Here is a 21734-nt window from a genome sequence, read left to right on the forward strand (position 1 = left end):
CTAACAGGGCGTCAAATTCATCAAGCCGCCAGCGGATGCGCGTCCTGCTCGTTCCACCACACCACCACGCGAGCATCCGGGCCCAGCCGCGAAGGGTCGTAATCGCCGTCGCTCACGAATGAAATCAGTTCGGGCGAGCCGTCGAGCGGATCGAGTGTCATCCGCAGATGCGTGCCCTGGTACTCAGCTTCGCGGACTTTGCAGGGCACGCCGCCAATGCGCGTCATGCCACTTTCTCCGCTTGCGTTCTGCACCGGCGTGACGCCATGCGGCACGACGCGCAGATGATCGGCGCGCACGGTAAACAAGCGGCCATTCGTATTGAAGACGTTATGGCCGCCCAGAAAGCGGGCCACGAATTCGGTGCGCGGATGATTGAATACTTCGAACGGCGTGCCGCTCTGTTCGATCCGGCCATGACTCATCACCACGACGAGATCGGCGAGCGCCATCGCTTCTTCCTGCGAGTGCGTGACGTGAACGAAGGTGATGCCGAGTTCTTTCTGCCAACGCTTGAGTTCGGCACGCATCTGTACGCGCAGGAACGGGTCGAGTGCGGAGAGCGGTTCGTCCAGCAGCAGGCAGCCTGGCTGATTCAGCAACGCGCGCGCGAGCGCCACGCGCTGCTGCTGGCCGCCCGATAACTGCGCTGGTTTGCGCTCGGCATAAGCGGACATCGCTACCAGTTCGAGTAATTCGGCCGCGCGCTTGCGTCGAACATCCTTGGCCACGCCGCGCATTTTCAGACTGAACGCAACGTTGTCGAGCGCGCTCAGATGCGGGAAAAGGGCGTAGTTCTGGAACACCATCGCGGTTCCTCGCGCGGCGGGCTCCGCACGTGTGACGTTTCGACCAGCAATCAGAACGTCACCTTCAGAGACGGATTCATGACCGGCGATCATCCGCAAGGTCGAGGTTTTGCCGCAGCCCGATGGACCAAGCAGGCAGCAATACTGGCCGCCTGCAATGCGCAGGTCGATCGCGTCGACCGCAAGCGAATCGCCGTATTGCTTCGACACATGCACCAGTTCGATGTCGGCGGCTTTGGTTTCGAGCACCGTTGAAGCAGACTGAATCATGAAGGAAGGGTCCTCGTGAACGGCGAACAGTGGGGCATGCACGAAACAGACATGCCGTTAATGCGAAGCAGGCAAATGCAAGACATGTGCCATCCGGCCTATCGCCCCGCTCGCAGATCGCCAACGCGCCGTTGTGCTTAACGTCTACACGTTGGCTCGCATATTGCAAACGATTTGCCCCAACGATCGTTAGCGATCGGCAAGACCTGTTTCTGCGCAATCACGGTGCGTCTTCGGTCCGTCCCGGGGCATGAACCGGCCAATCCGGTTCATGCCTGACGCGACCCGTTGCACGATTCGACGCCATTCATCAACTACGGCTTCTTCTCAATGAACGACATACGGAACCTGCCTGCAGCACTGAACCGCGCGCGCGAATCGATCGCCACGCACGGCCGCTTTCCCTACCGGCCGATCACCGACAGCGATGCGTTCCGCTGGCCTGGCGATGCCGGTCTCGCGGTTTATCTGGGCTTCAATATCGAGCACTTTGCGTTTGGCGAAGGTCTTGGCGCGGCGCTCGGTCCGATTTCGCCGCAACCGGATGTGCTGAACCATAGTTGGCGCGAGTACGGTAATCGGGTGGGCGCATGGCGCTGTATCGAACTCTTCGATCAGCTGGACCTGCCGGCGGGCACACTCATCAACACCGCGCTCTACGATCATTGTCCCGAGTTGATTGCAGCCTGCGTCGCGCGTGGCGACGAACTGATCGGCCACGGTCATACGAACGCGCATCGGCAGAGCGATCTCGACGAACGCGGCGAACGTGAGTTGCTGTTGCATTGCCGCGAGCGGATTGCGCAAGTGTCGGGTATGCCGCCGCAGGGCTGGCTGTCACCGTGGATTTCGGAATCGCATCTGACGCCCGACCTGCTTGCGGAGACCGGCTATCGGTATACGCTGAACTGGTGTCACGACGATCGTCCGGTGCGCATGAACACGCGCGGCAAGCCGCTGTGGTCGATTCCGTATCCGCAGGAACTGAACGATCTGCCGATGATGGTAGGCCGTCACATGGATGGCCGTGCGTTCGCCGACATGATCATCGATCAGTTCGACGAGATGCTCGAACAGGCGAATCGCGGCGCACGGCCTCAGGCACTCGTGATGGGTATTGCATTGCATCCGTATCTGGTGGGGCAGCCGTATCGCCTGAGGCATTTGCGTCGCGCGCTTGAACATATCGCAGCGGCACGCGCGCGGGGTAACCTGTGGATGACGACGCCCGGCGCGATTGCCAGTCATATGGACGCTCTGGAGCGGGACGACATCGTACGGCCGGCCATTGTATGAACGCGAAAGCCGGCGTGGCCACCGCAAGGAACACGGCGCGTGAGGAGGCGGATATCGATACCCGTATCTATCAATCGATCTTCGACGGCGTGTTGAATCACCGGCTGACACCCGGCACCAAATTGCCGGAGCCCGAGTTGTGCCAGCTATTCGGCGTGGGCCGCGCGGTCGTGCGTCGAGTGCTCGAAAAGCTCGCGTACGACGGCATCGTCGTATTGCGTCCGAACAAAGGCGCGGTGATTGCCGAACCGACGCCGGAAGAAACGCGTGAGATCTTCGAAGCGCGGCGTTCCGTCGAACGCATGCTGGTCGAGCTGGCGGTGCAACGCGCTAGCGACAAAGACATCAAGGCGTTGCGGCAACAATTGGCAAGCGAGCACGACGCGATGCATCGCTTCGATCAACCTTCGTGGGCGACGCTTGCCAGCGGATTTCATATGCGCATCGCCGCGCTGGCCGGCAATTCGATCCTGCAAAACTATCTGAAGGAACTCGTATCGCGCTGCTCGCTGATTGTCGGTGTGTATGAACCGCCGGGGCACGCACCGTGCGAGCACGCGGAGCATGCTGCGATTGTCGATTGCATCGAAGCACGCGATGCAGCGGGGGCAATGGTGCACATGGACGCGCATCTGCGCGATTTACAGGACCGCATTGAAACCTCGCGGATGCGCGGCGAAAAAAGCCTCGGCCAATTGCTCGGCCTGACCGTCCACGCTTCTTCCAACTAGGCCAACCGACATGGAAATCGATTTCGAAGCGATCACCGAATACCAGCGCTACAAGCTGATGGCGAGCCTGATCGTGCCGCGTCCGATTGCGCTTGTCACCACGCTCGGCGCCGACGGCACGATCAACGCCGCGCCTTTCTCGATGTTCAACATGCTAGGCGAGGAGCCGCCGATCGTAATGATCAGCATCAATCGTGTGGCGGACGGCACACTGAAAGATACAGCGGTCAATATCGTGCGCACCGGTGAGTTCGTCGTGCATCTCGCCGACGAAGCCATCGCCCAGAAAATGCATCGTTGCGGTGCACGCTTGCCACCGAATGTCAGCGAGCTTGCAGAGGTCGGACTGACGCCCGTGCCGAGTTCTCACGTTGCGCCGCCGCGCATTGCAGAAGCGCCGGTTGCGTTCGAATGCACGATCTGGGAAACCCTGGAAACGAGCAGCAGGCAGATTTTTATCGGCCGCGTGCATCGGCTGCATGCGCGTGATGAGTTGATCGATATCGACACATGGCGCGTGCGTTTGCAGCACTATTTTCCAGTGGGCCGGTTCGGCGCGAGTGATTATGTGACGACGCGGGATCGCTTCACGCTCGAGTGATTGATGGTTCGACGCGCAGGTTGCGACACCCTGCGCGTCGAACGTCTTTCAAATCGCGAGTGCGCGTCCATCGCTGCGAGGGTCATGCGCACCCAAGGCCGAACCGTCGGTATCGATTCGAATCACGCCGGGGTGGCCCGCCAATGGACTTTGTGCCGCAATTGCGCTCACTTCATGCCCGCGTGCCGCGAGTGTTGCAAACACATCCGCTCCGGCATCTTCTTCGAGCTTTAACGCATCGCGGGTATCGGAGAAGGTCTTGCCGAGTAGAAAGCGCGGGCGGGCGAGGGCAGTGAGGGGGTCCATTCCATAATCGATCAACCGCGTGAGGATGGCGGCAAGCGTTTGAGGCTGACCATCCGCACCCTGCGTGCCGAATAATAGATGCGGGCGGCCGTCTTTCAGATACATGCCGGGGTTGAGCGTATGAAAGGGCCGCTTGCCCGGCTGCACGGCGTTGTGATGGGCGGAATTCGTGCTGAACGATGCCCCCCGGTTGTGCCACAGAACGCCGGTGTCGCCTGCCACCACGCCGCTGCCCCAGTCGAAATAGACCGTTTGCAGCACGCTGACGCTGCGCCCCTGGCTATCGGTTGCGCCGATAAACACCGTGTCGCCGGGACGAAACACATGCGGCCATGCACGTGCTTCGCGCGGATTAATCGCGCGGGCATGCGCGTCGAGCGTGGCGGCCGACAGCATCTGTTCGACGGGCACGGGGTTGAACTCGGGGTCGGACACGAAGCGGTCACGATCGACAAACGCGCATTTCACCGCTTCCACCAACAGGTGATAGTAATCAGCGCTGCCTTCGGGAATCGAGCGTAGGTCGAATCGATTTAGCGTTCCCATGATTTGCAGCGTCGTGACGCCTTGCGTCGGCGGCCGCAGGCTCACCAGTTCGCCGCCGCGATACGCGACGCGCAACGGAGTTTCGTCGCGTGCATGAGTTCGGGCGAGATCGCTCGCGCTGACGGGTGAGCCAGCCTTTTGCAAGCCGCGCGCCATTCGCTCCGCGAGATCGCCTTCATAAAATTCGCGCGCACCGAAGCGGGCAATCCGTTCGATACTTCTGGCCAGTGCTGGTTGCGCAAAACGCTCATCGATAGCGGGAATGTTGCCGTGCGGTGCGAAGGTCCCGGCGAAGCCGGGTAGCGCATTCAATTCGCCAGCGCGCAACGTCTGCCAGAAATGCTGTGACGGCGTGACCGGAAAGCCCTCGCTGGCATAGTCGATTGCTCGGTCGAACAGCGACGACCATGTTTGCGTGCCGCTCCATGCGCTTTTGCTGATCTCATAGGCGCGATGCCATGTATCGACCGTGGCGGCAGTCGTGATGGCGGATTCCGCGCCGCGCGCCGGAATCGCGGAGTCGAACGCGGGCAGTTGCGCGGCGGCCTGACCGATGCCGGACACCGTGCGCAGCATGCCATCGCGGTCGCCGATCACCCAGAACGCGTCGCCACCCAGCCCGGTGAAGTGCGGATAGGTAACGCACAGCGCTGCACCGATCGCAATCGCGGCCTCGATCGCGTTCCCACCCGCGCGCAATACATCGCGGCCGGCTTCGCTCGCTAACGCATGAGGACTGGTGACCATGCCGCCCGTGCCGCCGACGGATTTCGGATTCTGCATCGATGCTCCACTACTGAAGGTTGGGGCGCGTGTGGCGCGAGTATAGATCGCGCGCGAGGCTCAGCAACGCGCGATCGCTGCCGCGTGCGCCAATGATCGACAGCGCGAGCGGACGATCGATTTCGTCGCGGAAAGGCAGCGTGATTTGCGGTAGACCGGCAACCGTGGCAAGCGCGTTGATCGTGAGGGCATCGTGGTAGAAGCCGCCGATTGCGTCGGCCGACGCTTGCTTCGATAACAACGCGACCGGGGTGGTCGGCATGACGAGCACAACCTTTTGGTCGAAGAGCGGGTCCAGCATGCCGCGCAACTCGGTATGAAGCGCGCGGTATTGGGCCGCCTGTTTGGTGTCCAGCACGTTCAGCCTGGCGAAGCGTTCAACGATGGAAGGACCGAAGTGCGGCTGTGCAGATCGGATCCAATGCCCGAGCGTGGCATCGATTTCGAGGTCCTGGACACGTTGATAACACGCGAGCCAACGCGCTTCGCCGCCGGCGAATACGTCGAGCGAAGTGGCAGCCCCTAGCGATTCAGCCAGCGCAACCAGCCTCGATGCGTCGTCGGCCTCGTTGCGTGCGCGAGCCTCGAACGCTTCGTTAACGCGGACCAGTCGCGCCAGCGGCTTGACGACGTGAGCCAGATCCGCGGGTAGCAACACGTCGCCCACGGCGGCCAGCACGTCGACAGACCGCGCGAACCAGCCAACCGTATCGAAGCACGGCGCGAACGGCAACACGCCTTCGAGCGAGATCGCGTCATGCGTAGGTCGCATCCCCCACACACCGCAGAACGCGGCAGGCACACGCACGGAGCCACCGGTATCGGTGCCGAGTGCAAAGTCCACCTCGCCAGCCGCGACCGCAGACGCCGAACCACTCGACGACCCTCCCGGCAATGCATGCGGCCAGTGCGGATTAAGCGGCGTGCCGTAATGATGGTTCGCACCTTCGAGGCTATAGGCGAGTTCATCGGTAATCGTTTTTCCGTCGAGCGTCGCGCCGGCGGCCAGCACCATGTCGACACAACGCGCGTTGACAGGCGCGGCCTGATGGCTCGCCAGCCAGTCCGGATTGCCGCCACCCGTCACCACGCCGGCAACGTCGATCAGATCTTTGACGGCAAAGCGCAAGCCATCGAGTGGCCCTCGCGAGGTCGCGGCCACTCGCACACGCGGACCAGGAATAAACGCACTCATTTGACGTCCGCCAGTGCGTCGACAATCCGCGCCGAATCGGTGACGAAGCCAAAGCACTTCTTCACGTTCCAGATCGTCGCTTCGGTACAGAATGCCGGCGACGACGTCGCACAGCAGTCTTCGACCAGCACGCAGCCATAGCCAAGGAAATTCGCATCGGTCAGCGAATGCAGCACGCACTGGTCGGTATTCACGCCCGCGAACATCACGGTGCGAATACCGAGATTACGCAGAATGCTGTCGAGCGGGGTGTCCCAGAAGCCGCTAATGCGATATTTGTCGACACAGATATCCTGCGGCAGCGGCGCGAGTTCATCGACCACGGCCGCCGCCCACGAATCCTTTTCGAGCACATGAGAACCGTTGCTCGCGAGCGGCTCGCCGAGGCCGGTCCCCACGCCTTTCGGCTTATAGAGATGCAACTGGTTCGGCGGCATGTTCGCGAGATCGGGGCGGTTGCCCCAATTGACCCAGATGACCGGCACACCGTTTTCGCGCAGCACCGGCAGCAGGCGCTGCAATGGTGCAATCGGCGCGCGGTCGGCACTGAAATCGCCCCCAATCTGGGCAACCCATCCTCCGCTGGTGCAGAAATCATTCTGCATATCGATCACGATAATCGCGGTGCTGCGCAGATCGAGACGCACGTTTTGCGGCTCGCACGGCAGCGTCGCGACGACCGGCTCAGGCGCGGGCAACGACATGTCGACCAGCGTGTCGCTCGCGCTCCAGCGGGGCCGTCCGTCGCGGCCCAACTGACCGGAAACGCTTGTGCCGTAGGCGTCGTGCTGTTTCATCAAAAATTCTCCATTGAGTTTGAATGACTGTTTGAAAGAGGCCGCCGCGACTGTTGGGCAGCGCATCGGGGCAACCTCTGATCCGGTATTTCAGGCGGGTCTGAACCAGGCGGCCACACCGCGCAAATCGTTACTTGGCATCGAAGTTGCATTTGCTTCGTTCATGAATAACCTACTTACCCAAACCAAACGCAAAAGGAATGCCAGAATGTTGCTCAACAAGATCGCCACGCTCAAAACGCTCGCTACATGTGTGGTTGCAGTCGCTGCGTCGACTGCTGCGGTTCATGCGGTCGCAGCCGATCCGCTACGGGTCGGCGTGCTGATTCCCGGCTCGAAGTCGGACAAGGGCTGGATGGAGTCCGGCTACGACGGGCTCGCCGCTGCACAGAAAGAACTCGGCCCGAAGTTGAAGACGCAGATGATCGAGAACATCAACTACGCGGACATGGAACAGGCGTTGACCAACCTCGCGTCGAAGAACCAGTTGGTGATCGGCGTCGGCGGACAGACGCAGGCGTCGGTGCTCAAGATCGCAAAGCGCTTTCCGAATGTGAAGTTCGCGATTGTCGGCGGCAACAAGGGGCAGGACATGCCGCCGAACGTCGCGGGCTATGACGTGAAGCAGGCGGAAATTGCCTACGTCGCGGGCGCCGCAGCGGCGATGCTGTCGAAGAACGGCGCGGTGAGTTATGTCGGCGGGATGGAGATTCCGTCGATCGTCAACGCAGGCAAGGAATTCGGTAACGGCGCGCGCTCGATCAATCCGAAGATCAAGTACTTCGAGAGCTATACGGGCGATTTCGACAACGTGTCGAAGGCCAAGGAAGCGACGCTCGCGGCGATCTCGCAAGGCGCGGACGTCCACTATCACATTCTCAATCTCGGCTTGCGCGGCATGGAGCAGGCGGCCAGCGAGAAGCACACGCACGTGATCGGCAGCTATACGGACCGGTGCGGCACCGACCCGTTGTATATCGCGTATTCGATTACGGGCGTCGGTTATCAGGTGCAGTACGCGATCGATCAGATGGCGGCCGGCACATGGCAGCCGGGTTACAAGGCGTTCGGTCTGGCAATGGGACCGAAAGCGTCGGACATGGTGGTGTGCAAGCCGTCACCTGAAATGACGACGAAGCTCAAGCAGATCGAGCAGGACATCGAAAGCGGCAAGATCAAGGTGTCAGAAGGCTGATATGGACGCGACTCCTGTTTCCGCACCTGCTGCGGCCGTGCCGGTGGGCGAAGCGGCGACACCCCGCGCCAGCGTGCTGCGCATGGACGGCATCGGCAAACGCTTCGGGCAGTTCCAGGCGTTGACCGACGTGTCGCTCGAATTGTGCGCCGGTGAAGTGCATTGTCTGCTCGGCGAAAATGGCGCGGGCAAATCGACACTGTGCAACGTGATGTTCGGCGTGCATCAACCCGATGCCGGTGCGATGTGGCTCGACGGTGCACCGTACCGGCCTCATAGTCCGCGCGATGCGCTGACGCACGGCATCGCGATGGTTCATCAGCATTTCAGTCTGGTCGAAGACGTGAGCGTGCTCGACAACCTGCTGCTGGGCCAGGCGCGTGGCTGGCTCGACCGCAAACGCGAAGCGCAGCGCGTGCGCGTTCTGGTCGCGGAACTGGGGCTCGCGCTCGATCCGGACGCACGGGTCGCGGATCTGTCGGTGGGTGAAAAGCAGCGGGTCGAGATCGTCAAATGTCTGATCCGCGAGCCGCGCCTGCTGGTGCTGGATGAGCCGACCGCCGTGCTGTTGCCGGCTGAAATCGACGCGTTGCTGAACACCTGCGCGAAGGTGGTCGAGCGAGGCTGTGCGGTCGTGCTGGTGACCCACAAGCTCGCGGAAATTCGCCGCATTGCGAATCGCGCGACGGTGTTGCAAAGCGGGCGAGTGGTAGCCCGCTCCAGCAATCCTTCCGCCGATGTCGATGCGCTCGTGCGAGCGATGATTCAACGTCCGGCCCAGGCTAACGACGCGCAGCCCGCGGATAACACGGTGCGCGCGGTAGCACCCGCCGCAACACCCAGCGCGTCACCGTATGGACGCCCGCTCGCTGACGAAGCATTGCAGGTCGACGGTCTCACCGTGCGCGACGCAGACGGCGTGATGCGTTTGCAGGACTGCACGCTGGTGGTCAACCGTGGCGAGATCGTCGGCATTGCGGGCGTGGAAGGCAACGGTCAAAGCGAACTCGGCGCGGTGCTGGCGGGGATGCAGAAAGCGAGCGCAGGGCGCTTCTTCGTGCAAGGCAAAGACTGCACGCATGCCGCTCCGCAGACGCTGACCAGGGCGGGCGTCGGCGTCGTGCCGGAAGACCGGCACGCGGTCGGCTGCGTGCCCGACATGAGTGTCACCGACAACCTGTTTCTCAACCGTCTCGACGACTACGCACGGCGCGGCTTCATGCGTCGCCGCGCGATGCGGCGCGACGCGCGTACATTGATGCAGCGCTTCGACGTACGCGCTGCCAGCCCCGATGTCGCGTTTCGTGGTCTGTCTGGCGGCAATCAGCAGAAAGCGGTGCTCGCGCGCGAACTCACGCTCGACGGCCTCGCCGTTCTGGTCGCCGCGCAGCCGACCCGCGGTCTGGACGTCGGCGCAGTCGCCGCCGTGTACGAGCACATTCGCGCGGCACGCGACGACGGCGTCGGCGTCCTGCTGATCTCTTCGGAACTGGACGAGTTGATGGCGGTGGCCGACCGCGTGCTCGTCATGTATCGCGGCCGCATCATGGGCACCTGTGTGCCGGACAAGTCGCAACTCACTCTTCAACGCGAGCGCATCGGCGCATGGATGGCAGGCCAGACAGCATGACTTCGACCACTACCTCATTAGCCTCTTTACCGCGTGCATCATGGCGTGCTTCGCGGCGTCTCAGAACCGCCCTGGTGCTGGGTGGCGCGGCGCTGGTCGCGGTCGCCGCGGCACTGGCGCTGATCGCGCTGGTTCACGTGCCGATCGGCGACGCGCTCGCCGCGTTTGCCGATGGCGCGTGGGGCTCGCCCTATGCAATCGGCGCGTCGATCAATCGCAGCCTGGTCTTCGCGCTGGTCGGCGGCGGCTTCGTGCTGGCGAACCGCGCGCAGTTGACCAACGTCGGCGGAGAAGGGCAGATTGCGATGGGCGGGATCGTCGCCACCGCGGTGAGCCTCTACGGTCACGTTGCACATTTGCCGCTGGGGCTGTCGTTCATTCTGCCGATGCTGGCCGCCGCGCTAGCGGGTGCCGCCTGGGGCGCCATCCCCGGCTGGCTGAAAGCCCGCGCCGGCACCAACGAAGTGATCAGCACGCTGCTGCTCACGTTCATCGCCGTGTGGCTGCTCTATTGGTGCGTGCAATCGGAAGCGCTGCTGCGTCAGCCGATGAGCAACGCGGCCACGCTGCCCGAATCGCTCGAGATTCCCGACGCGACCAAATTGCCGATGCTGTCTTCGACCAGCTCGACCGGCCTGCACGTCGGCTTGCCGCTCACCGTCGTGCTATGCGTCGCGGTCGCGCTGATGCTCGCCTATAGCCGCTTCGGCATGTACTTGCGCGCGGTCGGCCTGAACGCCGTGGCCGCACGCCGCGCCGGCATGCCGATCACCTCGACGGTGGTCGGCGCGTTGGCGCTGGCGGGTGCGCTCGGCGGGCTCGCCGGTGCGTTGATGCTGCAAGGCGACCAGTACTCGTTGAAAGCGGGCTTTTCATCGGGCTATGGTTTCGACGGCCTCGTCGTTGGTCTGCTCGCACGCGGCTCGATGACGGGTGTGTGTGCGGCGGCGCTGCTGTTCGGCTTTATGCGCTCGGGCGGCATCAATATGGAAATGGTCGCGTCGGTGCCGTCGGCGCTGGTGCTGATCGTGCAGGGCATTGTGATCGTCGCGCTCGCGGGCGGTTCATTGTGGCTCGAACCCAAAGGAGCACGCTAATGAATGCGGAATTTGTGGCGGCTTTTGTCGGCTCGTCGATTCGCTTTGCCGCGCCGCTGATGCTGGCATCGACCGGCGAGTTGATCAGCGAACGCGCCGGCGTGCTCAATATGAGCGTGGAAGGCATGATGCTGTCCGGCGCGTTTCTCGGCGCAGCGGGTGCGTGGGCCACCGGCAACGCGTCGCTCGGACTGGCCATCGGCATGCTCGGCGTGCTGCCGATTGCGTTGTTGCAGGCGTTCCTGAGTGTGACGTTACGCGCCAATCAGATCGTGACGGGCATCGGCATCAACATTCTCGCGCTCGGGGCGACGACGCTGGCTTATCGGGAGCTTTTCGGCGAACGTTCGAGCGCCGCAATTCCGGGGCTGGCGCGCTGGTCGCCGCCAGGGCTCGGTGCAATTCCGGTGATCGGTGAGCCGGTGTTTCACCAGGTGTGGCTGGTCTATCTGGGTCTCGCGATTCTCGTCGCGACGTCGCTCGTGATGCGGCGTACCGCGTTAGGCGTGGCTCTGCACGCAGTGGGCGCGGCGCCGCGCTCGGTCGATCAATCGGGACTGTCGGTGACGCGGCTGCGTTATGGCGCCGTGCTGTTCTCGGGCGTGATGTCGGGCGCAGCGGGCTGCTTCATTTCGATCGGCGACATCCACACCTTCACGGAAGGAATGACCAGCGGCGCGGGGTACCTTGCGATTGCGGCAATCATTTTCGGTAACTGGAAAATTGGCCGCACCGTGGGTGCATGCCTGCTGTTCGGCGCAGCGAGTGCGTTGCAGTTCCAGTTGCCGCTGATCGGCGTGCATGTGCCGACCGCGCTGCTGGTGATGTTGCCGTATTTACTCGCGCTGATCGCAGTGGCGGGACTAATCGGCCGGCAAACCGCACCGCTCGCATTGACCCAGCCGTTCCGCCGATAAGGCCGCGCTTACAATGCTGGGGCGTCACGCTGCGTTCAACGAATGCGTGACGCCGAACGTACTTTATTCAAGCAACCCGCCACCGCCCAGGCTTGCCATCGATATGACACGCGCTTCAGTCCGAACGACTTCCGTTGCACCCGCTTTAGCGTCGGGCACGCTCACCGCCGCCCCGGCTCCGACAACCCAGCGCCAGAAGCTCGCGGCAGCGACCCGTCAACGCATCTTCAAAGTTGCGCTTGCCGAGTTTTCGGACAAAGGGCTGAGCGGCGCGCGAGTGGAAACGATCGCGAGCCGCTCGAAGGTCAACATCCGGATGATCTATCACTACTTTGGCGGCAAGGAAGCGCTTTATCTCGAAGTACTCGAATTCGTGCTGGCGCGGCTGCGGGAAGCCGAACTGAAGCTCAAGCTCGATGTCGACCGGATCGATCCGGTCACGGCGATCGTGCAGCTTTACGATTTCATCGAAGGGCACTTCGCGGCGCATCCCGAGCTGTCAAAGCTGTTGTCGTTCGAAAATCTGAACCGCGCCCGTGTGATGAAGCGTTCCACCGCGATTCCGGAGATGTCGTCGCCGGTGTTGAGTCTGCTGCGCACGGTGATCGCGCGTGGCGAGCGCGATGGTTCGTTGCGCAAGAATATGGATGCGCTGCATCTTTATGTCGGCCTCGTGAGCTTGTGCTCGTTTCATAAGTCCAACGCGTATACGTTGTCGCGAATCTTCAATACCGACATGCTCGCGCCGCAATGGCAGGAAGATCATAAGAATCAGGCGCATGAGATGGTGCGGGCGTTCGTGGTGAGCGGGGCGACGGAGCCGGCACTGTTGAACGCGGCGTCGGAGAAGCGAAAGAAGTCGGCGAGTGCGTGAGCGTCGAAACGCGTGGTCGGCAGCAGACTGATTCCCCACGAGATCCCTGACGCTTTTCTGCCGTTGATTGGCGACTTGCATCGTTCCGCTTTAACGACCCCCGACGCGTACGTCCTCACGTGCTGACTACGCGAATGGCTTCACGCCGACTCTGAAAGACTGCCGAAGCTGCACGATGGCCTGTCGTTGAATCGACAGGCGCAAGCGCGGGGCGTGCAATCACCGAGTTGGTGAGCGCTGCACCAACGGCGCGTCACCATCAGGTATCTGAAAGCTGGCTGTCCGGCCAGCTGAAAAGGCCGGGAAAGCCCGCCCGACAACGCAGACAGCCCAGTTTCCCCAACTCGTCACGCACATGGCATAGCTCCTGCTAATTTGAGTTCAAACTTGTATTCAAGATTGAACTCAAGGAAGGACAAGTGCCCAAATCTGCATCCATGACGGTCAAAGGTCTGCTCGACGCTTATGCAGACCGAACCTCGACGCCCACGCAAACCATAGCGGCCGCGCTCGCCCGTATCGACGAAATCGATCGGCCCGAAGTCTGGATTCTGCGTGTGCCAACCGAGGCGCTCGAAGCACGCGCCCGCGCGCTCGACGCGCAGTTCGAAGCACAGGGCAGCGCAATTTTCGAACGTATGCCGCTGTTCGGCGTGCCGTTCGCGGTGAAGGACAACATCGACGTCGCCGGTTTGCCGACCACTGCCGCCTGCGAGCCGTTCAGCTATACCCCGGGCGTGTCGGCGTTCGCCGTGCAGCGTCTGCTCGATGCGGGCGCGATCCTGATCGGCAAGACCAATCTCGATCAGTTCGCGACCGGCCTCGTCGGCACACGTTCGCCTTACGGCGCGGTGCGTCACACCGAGTCGCCGTTGCGGGTATCGGGCGGATCCAGTTCGGGTTCGGCGGTCGCGGTGGCAGCGGGCTGCGTGGCGTTTTCGCTAGGCACTGACACAGCCGGTTCGGGCCGCGTACCCGCAGGCTTCAACGGACTCGTCGGACTGAAACCGTCGCTGGGACTGGTCAGCAAGCGCGGTGTCGTGCCGGCGTGCCGCAGTCTCGATACGATTTCGGTGTTTGCCCACGATGTCGACGATGCGTGGCGCGTGCTGAACCAGATAGCCTGTTTCGATCCACTCGACGGTTATTCGCGCAAGGTGCGTCCGCGTGGTTTGCTGCGTGGAGCGCCGCGCGTCGGCGTGCCCGATCCGCTCGAATTTTTCGGCGATGCGGCCGCGAGCCAGGCCTTCGCCGCGTCACTCGACACGCTCTCGACGCATCTGCACGTCACCCCCCAGCCGATCGATTTCGCACCGCTCAAGGCCGTCTCAGCGCTGCTGTACGACGGCCCATGGGTCGCGGAGCGCCGCGCCGCGCTGGGTGCTTTTTTCGACAGTCACCGTGAAGCGATCGACCCGACCGTCGCGAAGGTGATCGGCAAGGCCGACCAGTTCAACGCCGTCGATCTGTTCAATGGCCACTACGCGCTGGCCGATCTGAAGCGTCACGCTGAAACGCTGTTCGACAGCATCGACGTGCTGATCGTGCCGACCACCCCGACGCATCCGCTGATCGCGGACGTGCAGGCCAATCCCGTCGAGTTGAACAGTCAGTTGGGCACCTATACGAACTTCGTGAACCTGCTCGATCTGTGCGCGCTGGCGGTGCCGTGTCAGCGGCGCCGTGACGGCCTGCCTGCGGGCGTCACGCTGATTGCGCCGAGCGGAGCGGACCGTCTGCTTGCGGATCTGGGCGCACGGATTCAGGCGCTGTTCGCCGCCGCTGCCACCAATGCAACCGATCCCACTGACACGCCGCCCGCCGCGAAGAACCCGGCCGCAAGTGCAGCGAAAACCGCACCCACGATCGACCCGTTACCGTTCCAGGAGCCGAGCATCACGCTCGCCGTGGTCGGCGCGCATCTGCGTGGCCAGCCGTTGAACTGGCAGCTTCAGCAAGCCGGCGCGCGCTTCATTGAAGCGACGCACACCGCCGCTGGCTACCAGCTCTTTGCCCTCGCAAACACGCAGCCGCCTAAACCCGGTCTCGTGCGCGTGACCGACGCCAGTGATCAGCCAGGCCAGCCGATCGCCATCGAACTATGGGACCTGCCGTTGCGGACCTTCGGCCAGTTCGTCGCCGAGGTACCCGCACCGCTTGGCATCGGCACGCTGCAACTCGCTAGCGGACTGACCGTGAAGGGCTTCATCTGCGAGCCAGCGGCAGTCGGCGACGGCAGCGGTGCCGTCGACATCACGTCGTTCGGCGGCTGGCTTGCGTATCTCGACAGCCTGCAACGCTGAAACGCGCCCGCGATCCATCAGCTCTTCATCTCCAACCACGCCAACCCGGCCCGCTCACTCATCCTTACTCAGGAATTGGACACCATGACCAGTCGCCGCAATTTCATCAAGAGCGCCAGCCTGTTGACGCTTGGCAATATTCTGCCCATCCAGTCGGTATTTGCCGCACCGAACACGACGGTCGGCGTGATCTACGTCGGTGCGCGCAACGACTACGGCTACAACCAGGCGCAGGCAACGGCCGCTGCCGTCATCAAGAAGATGCCGGGCGTGAAGGTGGTCGAGGAAGAGAACGTGCCCGAGACCATCGCCGTCCAGAAGACCATGGAAGCGATGATCGAACAGGACGGCGCGACGTTGATCTTCGCGACCTCGTTCGGTTACTTCGACCCGCACGTGCTGAAGATGGCCGCGAAGTATCCGAAGGTGCGATTCGCGCATTGCGGCGGATTGTGGAAGCAGGGCAACCCGCCGAACATCACCAGCTACTTTGGTTATATCGATGAATGTCAGTACCTTAACGGCGTAGTCGCCGGTCATATGACGAAGAGCAAGAAGCTCGGCTTTGTCGCGGCCAAACCGATTCCGCAGGTGCTGCGCAATATCAATTCGTTCACGCTCGGCGCGCAATCCGTCGATCCGTCGATCACCACCCAGGTGATTTTCACCGGCGACTGGTCGATGCCGGTCAAGGAAGCCGAAGCGACCAACAGTCTCGTCGATCAGGGCTGCGATGTGGTGACCTGTCACGTCGACGGCCCGAAGGTCGTGGTCGAGACAGCCGAGAAACGCGGCGCATTGAGTTGCGGTTATCACGCGAGCCAGGCGGCGCTTGCACCGAAGGGCTATCTGACCGGCGCGGAATGGGATTGGGCGACGCCGTACAAGCAACTGGTGACGGGCGCGCAAGCCGGCACCGCACAACCGAACGTGCTCCGAGGCGGCCTGAAGGAAGGCTTCGTGAAGATGTCGCCGTACGGCGCGAAAGTGACCGACGTCGCGAAGCACAACGCCGACACGATCAAAACCAGCATGGTGGCCGGCAATTTCGTGATCTTCAAAGGCCCGATGCAGGACAACAAGGGCGGCGTCGCCATCGCATCGGGCACGAGTCACGCGCAGACCGACTACACACTGGAAAGCATGAATTACCTGGTGCACGGCGTGGTTGGGCAAATCTGATTCCGCTGGGTCGGAACCATTGGGTCGAATGAAACGAAGGAGCCGCGATGCGTGCCAATGCCCCTAATCCGTCGATGGCAAGAGTGATGCTGTCGCTCCTGCCCGCGCTGCCGACCGTGCTGGCGGTGCTCGGCACGTTGCTGCTGTTTTCGCTTTTCCTGCTAGCGCAGGGACAGCCCGCGCCCGATGCCATCGCGCTGATTTTCCAGGGCGCGTTCGGCTCGTCGTTCGCGTGGCAGAGCACCTTGCTGCGTGCTGCACCGTTGATGCTGACCGCGCTGTGCGTCGCGTTGCCCGCCCAGGTCGGACTGATCGTGATCGGCGGCGAGGGGGCGCTCGCGCTCGGTGGCATGTGCGCGGCGATCGTTCCTCAGGCGCTGCCGCACGGCACGCCCTGGCTGATCGCCACGCCGCTGATGGCGGTGGCCGGAATGCTCGCCGGCGGCGTCTGGATCGGCGCGGTCGGTGCGCTGCGGCAGTGGCGCGGCGTCAACGAGACGATCAGCAGTCTGTTGATGTCGTATATCGCGATCGCCGTGTTCAAGCATCTGGTCGAAGGGCCGTTGCGCGATCCGGCGAGTCTGAACAAGCCGTCCACGTATCCCGTTCCCGACTCGATGATGATCGGCTCGATCCCCGGGCTCGACACTCATTGGGGGCTCGTCTGGGGCATCGTCGCGTGCCTCGCGGCGTGGGTGTTCGTGAAGTTCAGCACGAAGGGATTCGCGATGCGGGTGGTCGGCGGCAGCCATCGCGCCGCGCGGCTGGTCGGTCTGCCTGTGAATCTGCTGGCTCTGAGCGCATGCGTGCTCGGCGGTGCGGCGGCGGGCCTCGGCGGCATGTTCGAAGTGGCGGCCGTGCAGGGCAGCGCCAATGCGTCGCTGCTGGCGGGCTATGGCTATGCGGGCATTCTGGTCGCGTTTGCCGCGCGCCAGAACCCGCTGGCGATCATCGCGTGTGCGCTGATGATCGGTGGAATCGAAGCGAGCGGCAGTCTGCTGCAACGACGGCTCGATCTGCCCGACGCCACCACCCTGGTACTGCAAGGCCTGCTGTTCGCGAACCTGCTTGCGTGGGAAGCGCTCGGCGGCCGCATCGCCGCGTGGCGCGTGAAGTTGCAGGCCGCCGCGCAAGCCGATCTTCCTGTGCAACTGGAGCAGACCCATGCCTGATATGCACTCTCCCATCGTGATTCTGTTGCTGTCGCTATTTGCTGGAGCGATCCGCGTCAGCACGCCGTATCTGTTCGTCAGTCTCGGCGAATGTCTGACCGAGAAGGGCGGCCGCGTGAATCTCGGTCTCGAAGGCATTCTCGTGTCCGGCGCAATGAGCGGCTACGCGGGGGCGTTTCTCAGCGGCTCGCCGTGGACCGGCGTGTTGTGCGCCGGGCTGGTCGGCTTGCTGCTCGGTTGCCTGCACGGCCTCGTGTGCTCGTTGCCGCGCGTGTCGGACATCGCGTTCGGCATCGCGTTGATGCTGCTCGGCACCGGACTCGCGTTCTACCTCGGCAAACCGTTTATCGAACCGCAAGCGCCAATGCTGCCGTTCATCGACCTCGGCGCGTGGAGTTCGTCGCCGCAATTGCATAACGCGCTGCATCTGAATCTGCTGTTCGTAATCGGCGTGATTCTGGCTGTCGTTCTGCAATGGGGTTTGCGAAACACGCGTTGGGGGATGGTGCTTCGGCTGGTCGGCGATCACGCGGAAACGGCGCGTGCGATGGGCTATCCGCTGACCCGCGTACGGATTGCCGCGACCGCCGTGGGCGGCGTGTTCGCGGGGATAGGCGGTGCGTATCTGTCGCTGGTTTATCCGGGCAGCTGGAACGAAGGACTTTCCAGCGGACAAGGCCTGATGGCGGTTGCGCTGGTGATCTTCGCGCGCTGGCAGCCGTTGCGTTGTCTGTGGGCCGCGTTGCTGTTCGGCGCGGCGGGCGCGCTCGGTCCCGCGTTGCAGGCGATCGGCGTGACCAGCGGTTATTACCTGTACAACGCCGCGCCCTACGTGCTGACGCTGCTGATCATGATCATCAACTGCCGGCCGGATCGCACGCTGGCGGGCGCGCCGGGCGAACTGAGCCTGACCCGCTGATCTGCTGACCCGCTGACGTGCCGACGTGTCGACATACGCGCGCCATGTTTGCGCCCCTTGAAACGCTACTGCTCTTCTCGAACCCAACTCAGGACGTCTTCACCATGAACCGATTCATCGAAGCGAGACCCTACCCGTGGCCGTACGACGGCAACCTGCGCCCGGACAACACCGCGCTCGTGATCATCGACATGCAGACGGATTTCTGTGGCCACGGCGGCTACGTCGACAAGATGGGCTACGACCTGTCGCTGACCCGCGCGCCGATCGAGCCGATCAAAAGCGTGCTGAAGACGATGCGCGAGCAGGGCTTCACGATCATTCACACGCGTGAAGGGCACCGGCCGGATCTGTCCGATCTGCCTGCCAACAAGCGCTGGCGCAGCCGCCGCGCGGGTACCGACGGCGTGGGTATCGGCGACGACGGCCCGTGCGGCAGGATTCTCGTACGTGGTGAAGCGGGCTGGGAGATCATCGACGAACTCAAGCCGCTCGACGGCGAGATCGTCATCGACAAACCGGGCAAGGGCTCGTTCTGCGCGACCGATCTCGAACTGATCCTGCGCACCCGCGGCATCGTCAATCTGATCCTGACCGGCATTACGACCGACGTCTGCGTTCACACGACGATGCGCGAGGCCAACGACCGCGGCTTCGAATGCACGGTGCTGGCCGACTGCTGCGGCGCGACCGACAAACACAATCACGACGCCGCGCTGCACATGATCACGATGCAGGGCGGCGTGTTCGGCACCGTGTCGGACTCGGGTGCGTTGCTGCAAACACTAGGCGGCTGATCATGTCGACACTACCGCGGCAGGCGCTCGGCGTCGAGGTGATCGACGCGAGCAAATCGTTCGGCGCGTTCCGTGCACTGGACGGCGTGTCGATCAAGGTCAAGGCGGGCACGATTCACGCGCTGCTCGGTGAGAACGGTGCAGGCAAGAGCACGCTCGTGAAGGGGCTGGTCGGCTATGGCGTGCTCGACGACGGCCAGATCGCCGCCGACGGCAAGGAGGTTCACATCCACTCGCCGCGCGATGCGCAGGCGTTGGGCATCGGCATGGTGTATCAGCATTTCACGCTGGCGTCGGGTTTGTCGGTGGAAGAGAACCTGTTGCTCGCGCGCGGCAAGATGTCATGGAAAATCGACTGGAAAGCGGAGCGCGCGGCGCTCACCGCCTTCATGCAGCGGATGCCGTTTCGCTTGCCACTGGACGCGCCGGTGGCGACGCTCGCCGCCGGCGAAAAGCAGAAGCTCGAAATTCTCAAGCAGCTTTATCTACAGCAGCGTTTTCTGATTCTCGACGAACCGACCTCGGTGCTGACCCCGCAGGAAGCCGACGAAGTACTCGGCCTGATGCGCGAGTTGACCACGCGCGGCGAATTGACCGTGCTGATGATCACGCACAAATTCCGCGAAGTGATGGCTTATGCCGACGACGTCACCGTATTGCGCAAAGGCCGCCAGGTCGGCACGAGCGCGGTGGCAGACACGAACCGCGACCAGCTTGCCGCATGGATGATGGGCACCGTCGCCACCCAGGACGCGCCGGTGATGGCCGCTGTCTCCGTGGAGCGCGTGCCGCGCAAGCCACTCGACGAAGCGGCGCCAGTGCGTCTCGCGCTGCGCGATGTGTCCGTGGAAGACGATCGCGGTCATACGGCAGTGAAGCACGCGACACTGTCTGTGCGCGCGGGCGAAATTCTCGGCCTTGCGGGCGTCTCCGGTAACGGCCAGAAGGAACTGGTGGAGGCGCTGGTCGGTCAGCGTCGCGTGAAAACAGGTGATATGCAGGTGGCGGGCAGACCGTACCACGCAACCCGCGATCAGATGACCCAGCGGCGCGTGTTCGCGATTCCCGAGGAGCCGTTGAAAAACGCGTGCGTCGGCTCGATGAGCGTCGCGCAAAATCTCGCGCTGCGTGACTTCGACCGCGAGCCGTTGAGACGCGGCGGCTGGTGGCTCGACCGCCGCGCACTGCGCGAGCGCGCGATGCAACGGATCGGCGAATTCAACGTGCGGCCGCCGGTGCCCGAGCGCGCCATCGGCACGCTGTCCGGCGGCAATGTGCAGCGCGCGGTGCTGGCTCGCGAACTCGGCCAGCCGGTGGACGTGCTGATCGTCGCGAATCCGGTATTTGGGCTCGACTTCGCTTCGGTCGCCGATATTCACGCGCGGTTGATGGCCGCACGCGATGCAGGCGCGGCCGTGCTGCTGGTCAGCGAGGATCTCGACGAGTTGCTGGAACTGGCAGACCGTATCATGGTGATTGCCGAAGGCGAACTGGTGTACGACACGCCCGCCGCGCGTGCGGACCGGGCCGTGCTAGGACAGCATATGGCAGGGCACGGCGACACCCACGCGCAGCCCGACGCCAGGCCGGCTGAAAAAATCAAGGAAGCGATTGGATGACCCCCGAGACATCACCAGGCACAACGTATTCGATCGACGCCCAACCGGGCCCATTCACGTTCGACGTCACCAAAACCGCGCTGGTCGTGATCGACATGCAGCGCGACTTCATCGAGCCGGGCGGTTTTGGCGAATCGCTGGGCAACGACGTGTCGCTGCTCGCCGAGATCGTGCCGACCGTGGCCGCGCTGCTCGCATTCGCGCGCAGGCAGAACTGGCTCGTGGTGCATACGCGCGAATCGCATGCGCCAGATCTGGCCGACTGTCCGCCCGCAAAACGGTTAAGAGGTGCGCCAAATGCGCGGATCGGCGATACCGGTCCGATGGGCCGCATTCTGATTCGCGGCGAGCCGGGTAATGCGATCATCGAACCGCTCGCGCCGATAGCCGGTGAAATCGTCATCGACAAACCCGGCAAAGGCGCGTTCTACGCGACCCGGCTCGGCGAGGAACTCGCGATGCGCGGCATCACGCACCTCGTGTTCGCCGGCGTCACGACCGAAGTCTGCGTGCAAACGTCGATGCGCGAGGCCAACGACCGCGGCTACGACAGCCTGCTCGTCGAAGACGCGACCGCGAGCTATATCCCGGCGTTCAAGCAGGCGACGCTCGACATGGTGCGCTCGCAAGGCGGCATTGTCGGCTGGACCGCGCCGCTGTCGTCGTTAATCCGAAGCGAAGGGAAAATCTAGAGT

19 protein-coding genes are annotated in these 21734 nt (G+C 63.1%); 15 read left to right on the forward strand and 4 right to left on the reverse strand.

Annotated elements, in window-relative coordinates; genetic code table 11:
* Positions 1–20 precede the first annotated feature (20 nt).
* Complete coding sequence (locus tag LMG28727_RS05685; protein WP_201641310.1) at positions 21–1079, reverse strand: ABC transporter ATP-binding protein; 1059 nt, start codon at positions 1077–1079, stop codon at positions 21–23.
* 330 nt (positions 1080–1409) lie between these two features.
* On the opposite strand from LMG28727_RS05685, the gene LMG28727_RS05690 reads away from it, so the two are divergent.
* From LMG28727_RS05690 to LMG28727_RS05700, 3 genes are read left to right on the forward strand one after another with little or no spacing between them, the layout of a single operon-like run.
* Positions 1410–2375, forward strand: a complete 966-nt coding sequence (locus LMG28727_RS05690) for a polysaccharide deacetylase family protein (protein WP_201641311.1) — start codon at positions 1410–1412, stop codon at positions 2373–2375.
* Entirely contained in the window at positions 2372–3106 is a 735-nt protein-coding gene (locus LMG28727_RS05695; protein ID WP_201641312.1) for a GntR family transcriptional regulator, read from the forward strand. The genes LMG28727_RS05690 and LMG28727_RS05695 overlap by 4 nt, the downstream gene beginning before the upstream one ends.
* 10 nt (positions 3107–3116) lie before the next feature.
* Positions 3117–3707 (forward strand): flavin reductase family protein, encoded by a 591-nt coding sequence (locus tag LMG28727_RS05700; protein WP_201641313.1) that lies wholly within the window; start codon positions 3117–3119, stop codon positions 3705–3707.
* A gap of 48 nt (positions 3708–3755) precedes the next feature.
* On the opposite strand, the gene LMG28727_RS05705 is transcribed toward LMG28727_RS05700, so the two are convergent.
* The 3 genes from LMG28727_RS05705 to LMG28727_RS05715 are packed head-to-tail and all read right to left on the reverse strand — an operon-like array spanning position 3756 to position 7334.
* Positions 3756–5342: a gamma-glutamyltransferase family protein gene (locus LMG28727_RS05705; protein WP_201641314.1), complete on the reverse strand. Its 1587-nt coding sequence runs from the start codon at positions 5340–5342 to the stop codon at positions 3756–3758.
* Between the two features lie 10 nt (positions 5343–5352).
* A complete protein-coding gene (locus LMG28727_RS05710; protein WP_201641315.1) occupies positions 5353–6537 on the reverse strand; it encodes an amidase in 1185 nt (394 codons plus the stop codon).
* Positions 6534–7334 (reverse strand): cysteine hydrolase, encoded by an 801-nt coding sequence (locus LMG28727_RS05715; protein WP_201641316.1) that lies wholly within the window; start codon positions 7332–7334, stop codon positions 6534–6536. The genes LMG28727_RS05710 and LMG28727_RS05715 overlap by 4 nt, the downstream gene beginning before the upstream one ends.
* A gap of 208 nt (positions 7335–7542) precedes the next feature.
* On the opposite strand from LMG28727_RS05715, the gene LMG28727_RS05720 reads away from it, so the two are divergent.
* From LMG28727_RS05720 to LMG28727_RS05775, 12 genes are all read left to right on the forward strand, one after another.
* Positions 7543–8529: a BMP family protein gene (locus LMG28727_RS05720; protein ID WP_201641317.1), complete on the forward strand. Its 987-nt coding sequence runs from the start codon at positions 7543–7545 to the stop codon at positions 8527–8529.
* A 1-nt stretch (position 8530) separates the two neighbouring features.
* Complete coding sequence (locus LMG28727_RS05725; RefSeq protein WP_201641318.1) at positions 8531–10159, forward strand: ABC transporter ATP-binding protein; 1629 nt, start codon at positions 8531–8533, stop codon at positions 10157–10159.
* On the forward strand, positions 10156–11256 hold the full coding sequence (locus LMG28727_RS05730; protein WP_201641319.1) for an ABC transporter permease: 1101 nt from the start codon (positions 10156–10158) through the stop codon (positions 11254–11256). Before LMG28727_RS05725 ends, LMG28727_RS05730 begins: the two co-directional genes overlap by 4 nt.
* Positions 11256–12173 carry an ABC transporter permease gene (locus LMG28727_RS05735; RefSeq protein ID WP_201641320.1) on the forward strand — a complete coding sequence of 306 codons (918 nt, stop codon included), beginning with the start codon at positions 11256–11258 and terminating at the stop codon, positions 12171–12173. The genes LMG28727_RS05730 and LMG28727_RS05735 overlap by 1 nt, the downstream gene beginning before the upstream one ends.
* A gap of 103 nt (positions 12174–12276) precedes the next feature.
* Positions 12277–13047 carry a TetR/AcrR family transcriptional regulator gene (locus LMG28727_RS05740; RefSeq protein ID WP_201641321.1) on the forward strand — a complete coding sequence of 257 codons (771 nt, stop codon included), beginning with the start codon at positions 12277–12279 and terminating at the stop codon, positions 13045–13047.
* Positions 13048–13484: 437 nt separating this feature from the next.
* Positions 13485–15350 (forward strand): allophanate hydrolase, encoded by a 1866-nt coding sequence (gene atzF / locus LMG28727_RS05745; protein ID WP_201641385.1) that lies wholly within the window; start codon positions 13485–13487, stop codon positions 15348–15350.
* An 84-nt stretch (positions 15351–15434) separates the two neighbouring features.
* On the forward strand, positions 15435–16532 hold the full coding sequence (locus LMG28727_RS05750; protein WP_201641322.1) for a BMP family ABC transporter substrate-binding protein: 1098 nt from the start codon (positions 15435–15437) through the stop codon (positions 16530–16532).
* A gap of 47 nt (positions 16533–16579) precedes the next feature.
* Positions 16580–17704, forward strand: a complete 1125-nt coding sequence (locus tag LMG28727_RS05755) for an ABC transporter permease (RefSeq protein WP_201641323.1) — start codon at positions 16580–16582, stop codon at positions 17702–17704.
* The gene (locus tag LMG28727_RS05760) at positions 17697–18623 is read left to right on the forward strand and encodes an ABC transporter permease (protein ID WP_201641324.1); all 927 of its coding nucleotides are present in this window, start codon (positions 17697–17699) and stop codon (positions 18621–18623) included. The genes LMG28727_RS05755 and LMG28727_RS05760 overlap by 8 nt, the downstream gene beginning before the upstream one ends.
* A 104-nt stretch (positions 18624–18727) precedes the next feature.
* Complete coding sequence (biuH, locus tag LMG28727_RS05765; protein ID WP_201641325.1) at positions 18728–19420, forward strand: biuret amidohydrolase; 693 nt, start codon at positions 18728–18730, stop codon at positions 19418–19420.
* A 2-nt stretch (positions 19421–19422) separates the two neighbouring features.
* Positions 19423–21039 carry an ABC transporter ATP-binding protein gene (locus tag LMG28727_RS05770; protein ID WP_201641326.1) on the forward strand — a complete coding sequence of 539 codons (1617 nt, stop codon included), beginning with the start codon at positions 19423–19425 and terminating at the stop codon, positions 21037–21039.
* On the forward strand, positions 21036–21731 hold the full coding sequence (locus tag LMG28727_RS05775; protein ID WP_201641327.1) for a cysteine hydrolase family protein: 696 nt from the start codon (positions 21036–21038) through the stop codon (positions 21729–21731). The genes LMG28727_RS05770 and LMG28727_RS05775 overlap by 4 nt, the downstream gene beginning before the upstream one ends.
* Positions 21732–21734: the final 3 nt, after the last annotated feature.

The sequence above is a fragment of the Paraburkholderia metrosideri genome, assembly GCF_904848625.1.
GTDB lineage: Bacteria > Pseudomonadota > Gammaproteobacteria > Burkholderiales > Burkholderiaceae > Paraburkholderia > Paraburkholderia metrosideri.

Excerpts from the sequence above, each read along its gene's own strand:
- LMG28727_RS05700 (WP_201641313.1), top strand. The coding sequence starts at position 3,117 with ATGGAAATCGATTTCGAAGCGATCACCGAATACCAGCGCTACAAGCTG.
- LMG28727_RS05775 (WP_201641327.1), top strand. The coding sequence starts at position 21,036 with ATGACCCCCGAGACATCACCAGGCACAACGTATTCGATCGACGCCCAA.
- LMG28727_RS05735 (WP_201641320.1), top strand. The coding sequence starts at position 11,256 with ATGAATGCGGAATTTGTGGCGGCTTTTGTCGGCTCGTCGATTCGCTTT.
- LMG28727_RS05770 (WP_201641326.1), top strand. The coding sequence starts at position 19,423 with ATGTCGACACTACCGCGGCAGGCGCTCGGCGTCGAGGTGATCGACGCG.
- LMG28727_RS05690 (WP_201641311.1), top strand. The coding sequence starts at position 1,410 with ATGAACGACATACGGAACCTGCCTGCAGCACTGAACCGCGCGCGCGAA.
- LMG28727_RS05725 (WP_201641318.1), top strand. The coding sequence starts at position 8,531 with ATGGACGCGACTCCTGTTTCCGCACCTGCTGCGGCCGTGCCGGTGGGC.
- LMG28727_RS05740 (WP_201641321.1), top strand. The coding sequence starts at position 12,277 with ATGACACGCGCTTCAGTCCGAACGACTTCCGTTGCACCCGCTTTAGCG.
- atzF (WP_201641385.1), top strand. The coding sequence starts at position 13,485 with ATGACGGTCAAAGGTCTGCTCGACGCTTATGCAGACCGAACCTCGACG.
- LMG28727_RS05750 (WP_201641322.1), top strand. The coding sequence starts at position 15,435 with ATGACCAGTCGCCGCAATTTCATCAAGAGCGCCAGCCTGTTGACGCTT.
- LMG28727_RS05730 (WP_201641319.1), top strand. The coding sequence starts at position 10,156 with ATGACTTCGACCACTACCTCATTAGCCTCTTTACCGCGTGCATCATGG.
- LMG28727_RS05715 (WP_201641316.1), bottom strand. The coding sequence starts at position 7,334 with ATGAAACAGCACGACGCCTACGGCACAAGCGTTTCCGGTCAGTTGGGC.
- LMG28727_RS05710 (WP_201641315.1), bottom strand. The coding sequence starts at position 6,537 with ATGAGTGCGTTTATTCCTGGTCCGCGTGTGCGAGTGGCCGCGACCTCG.
- LMG28727_RS05695 (WP_201641312.1), top strand. The coding sequence starts at position 2,372 with ATGAACGCGAAAGCCGGCGTGGCCACCGCAAGGAACACGGCGCGTGAG.
- LMG28727_RS05755 (WP_201641323.1), top strand. The coding sequence starts at position 16,580 with ATGCGTGCCAATGCCCCTAATCCGTCGATGGCAAGAGTGATGCTGTCG.
- LMG28727_RS05720 (WP_201641317.1), top strand. The coding sequence starts at position 7,543 with ATGTTGCTCAACAAGATCGCCACGCTCAAAACGCTCGCTACATGTGTG.
- LMG28727_RS05760 (WP_201641324.1), top strand. The coding sequence starts at position 17,697 with ATGCCTGATATGCACTCTCCCATCGTGATTCTGTTGCTGTCGCTATTT.
- biuH (WP_201641325.1), top strand. The coding sequence starts at position 18,728 with ATGAACCGATTCATCGAAGCGAGACCCTACCCGTGGCCGTACGACGGC.
- LMG28727_RS05705 (WP_201641314.1), bottom strand. The coding sequence starts at position 5,342 with ATGCAGAATCCGAAATCCGTCGGCGGCACGGGCGGCATGGTCACCAGT.
- LMG28727_RS05685 (WP_201641310.1), bottom strand. The coding sequence starts at position 1,079 with ATGATTCAGTCTGCTTCAACGGTGCTCGAAACCAAAGCCGCCGACATC.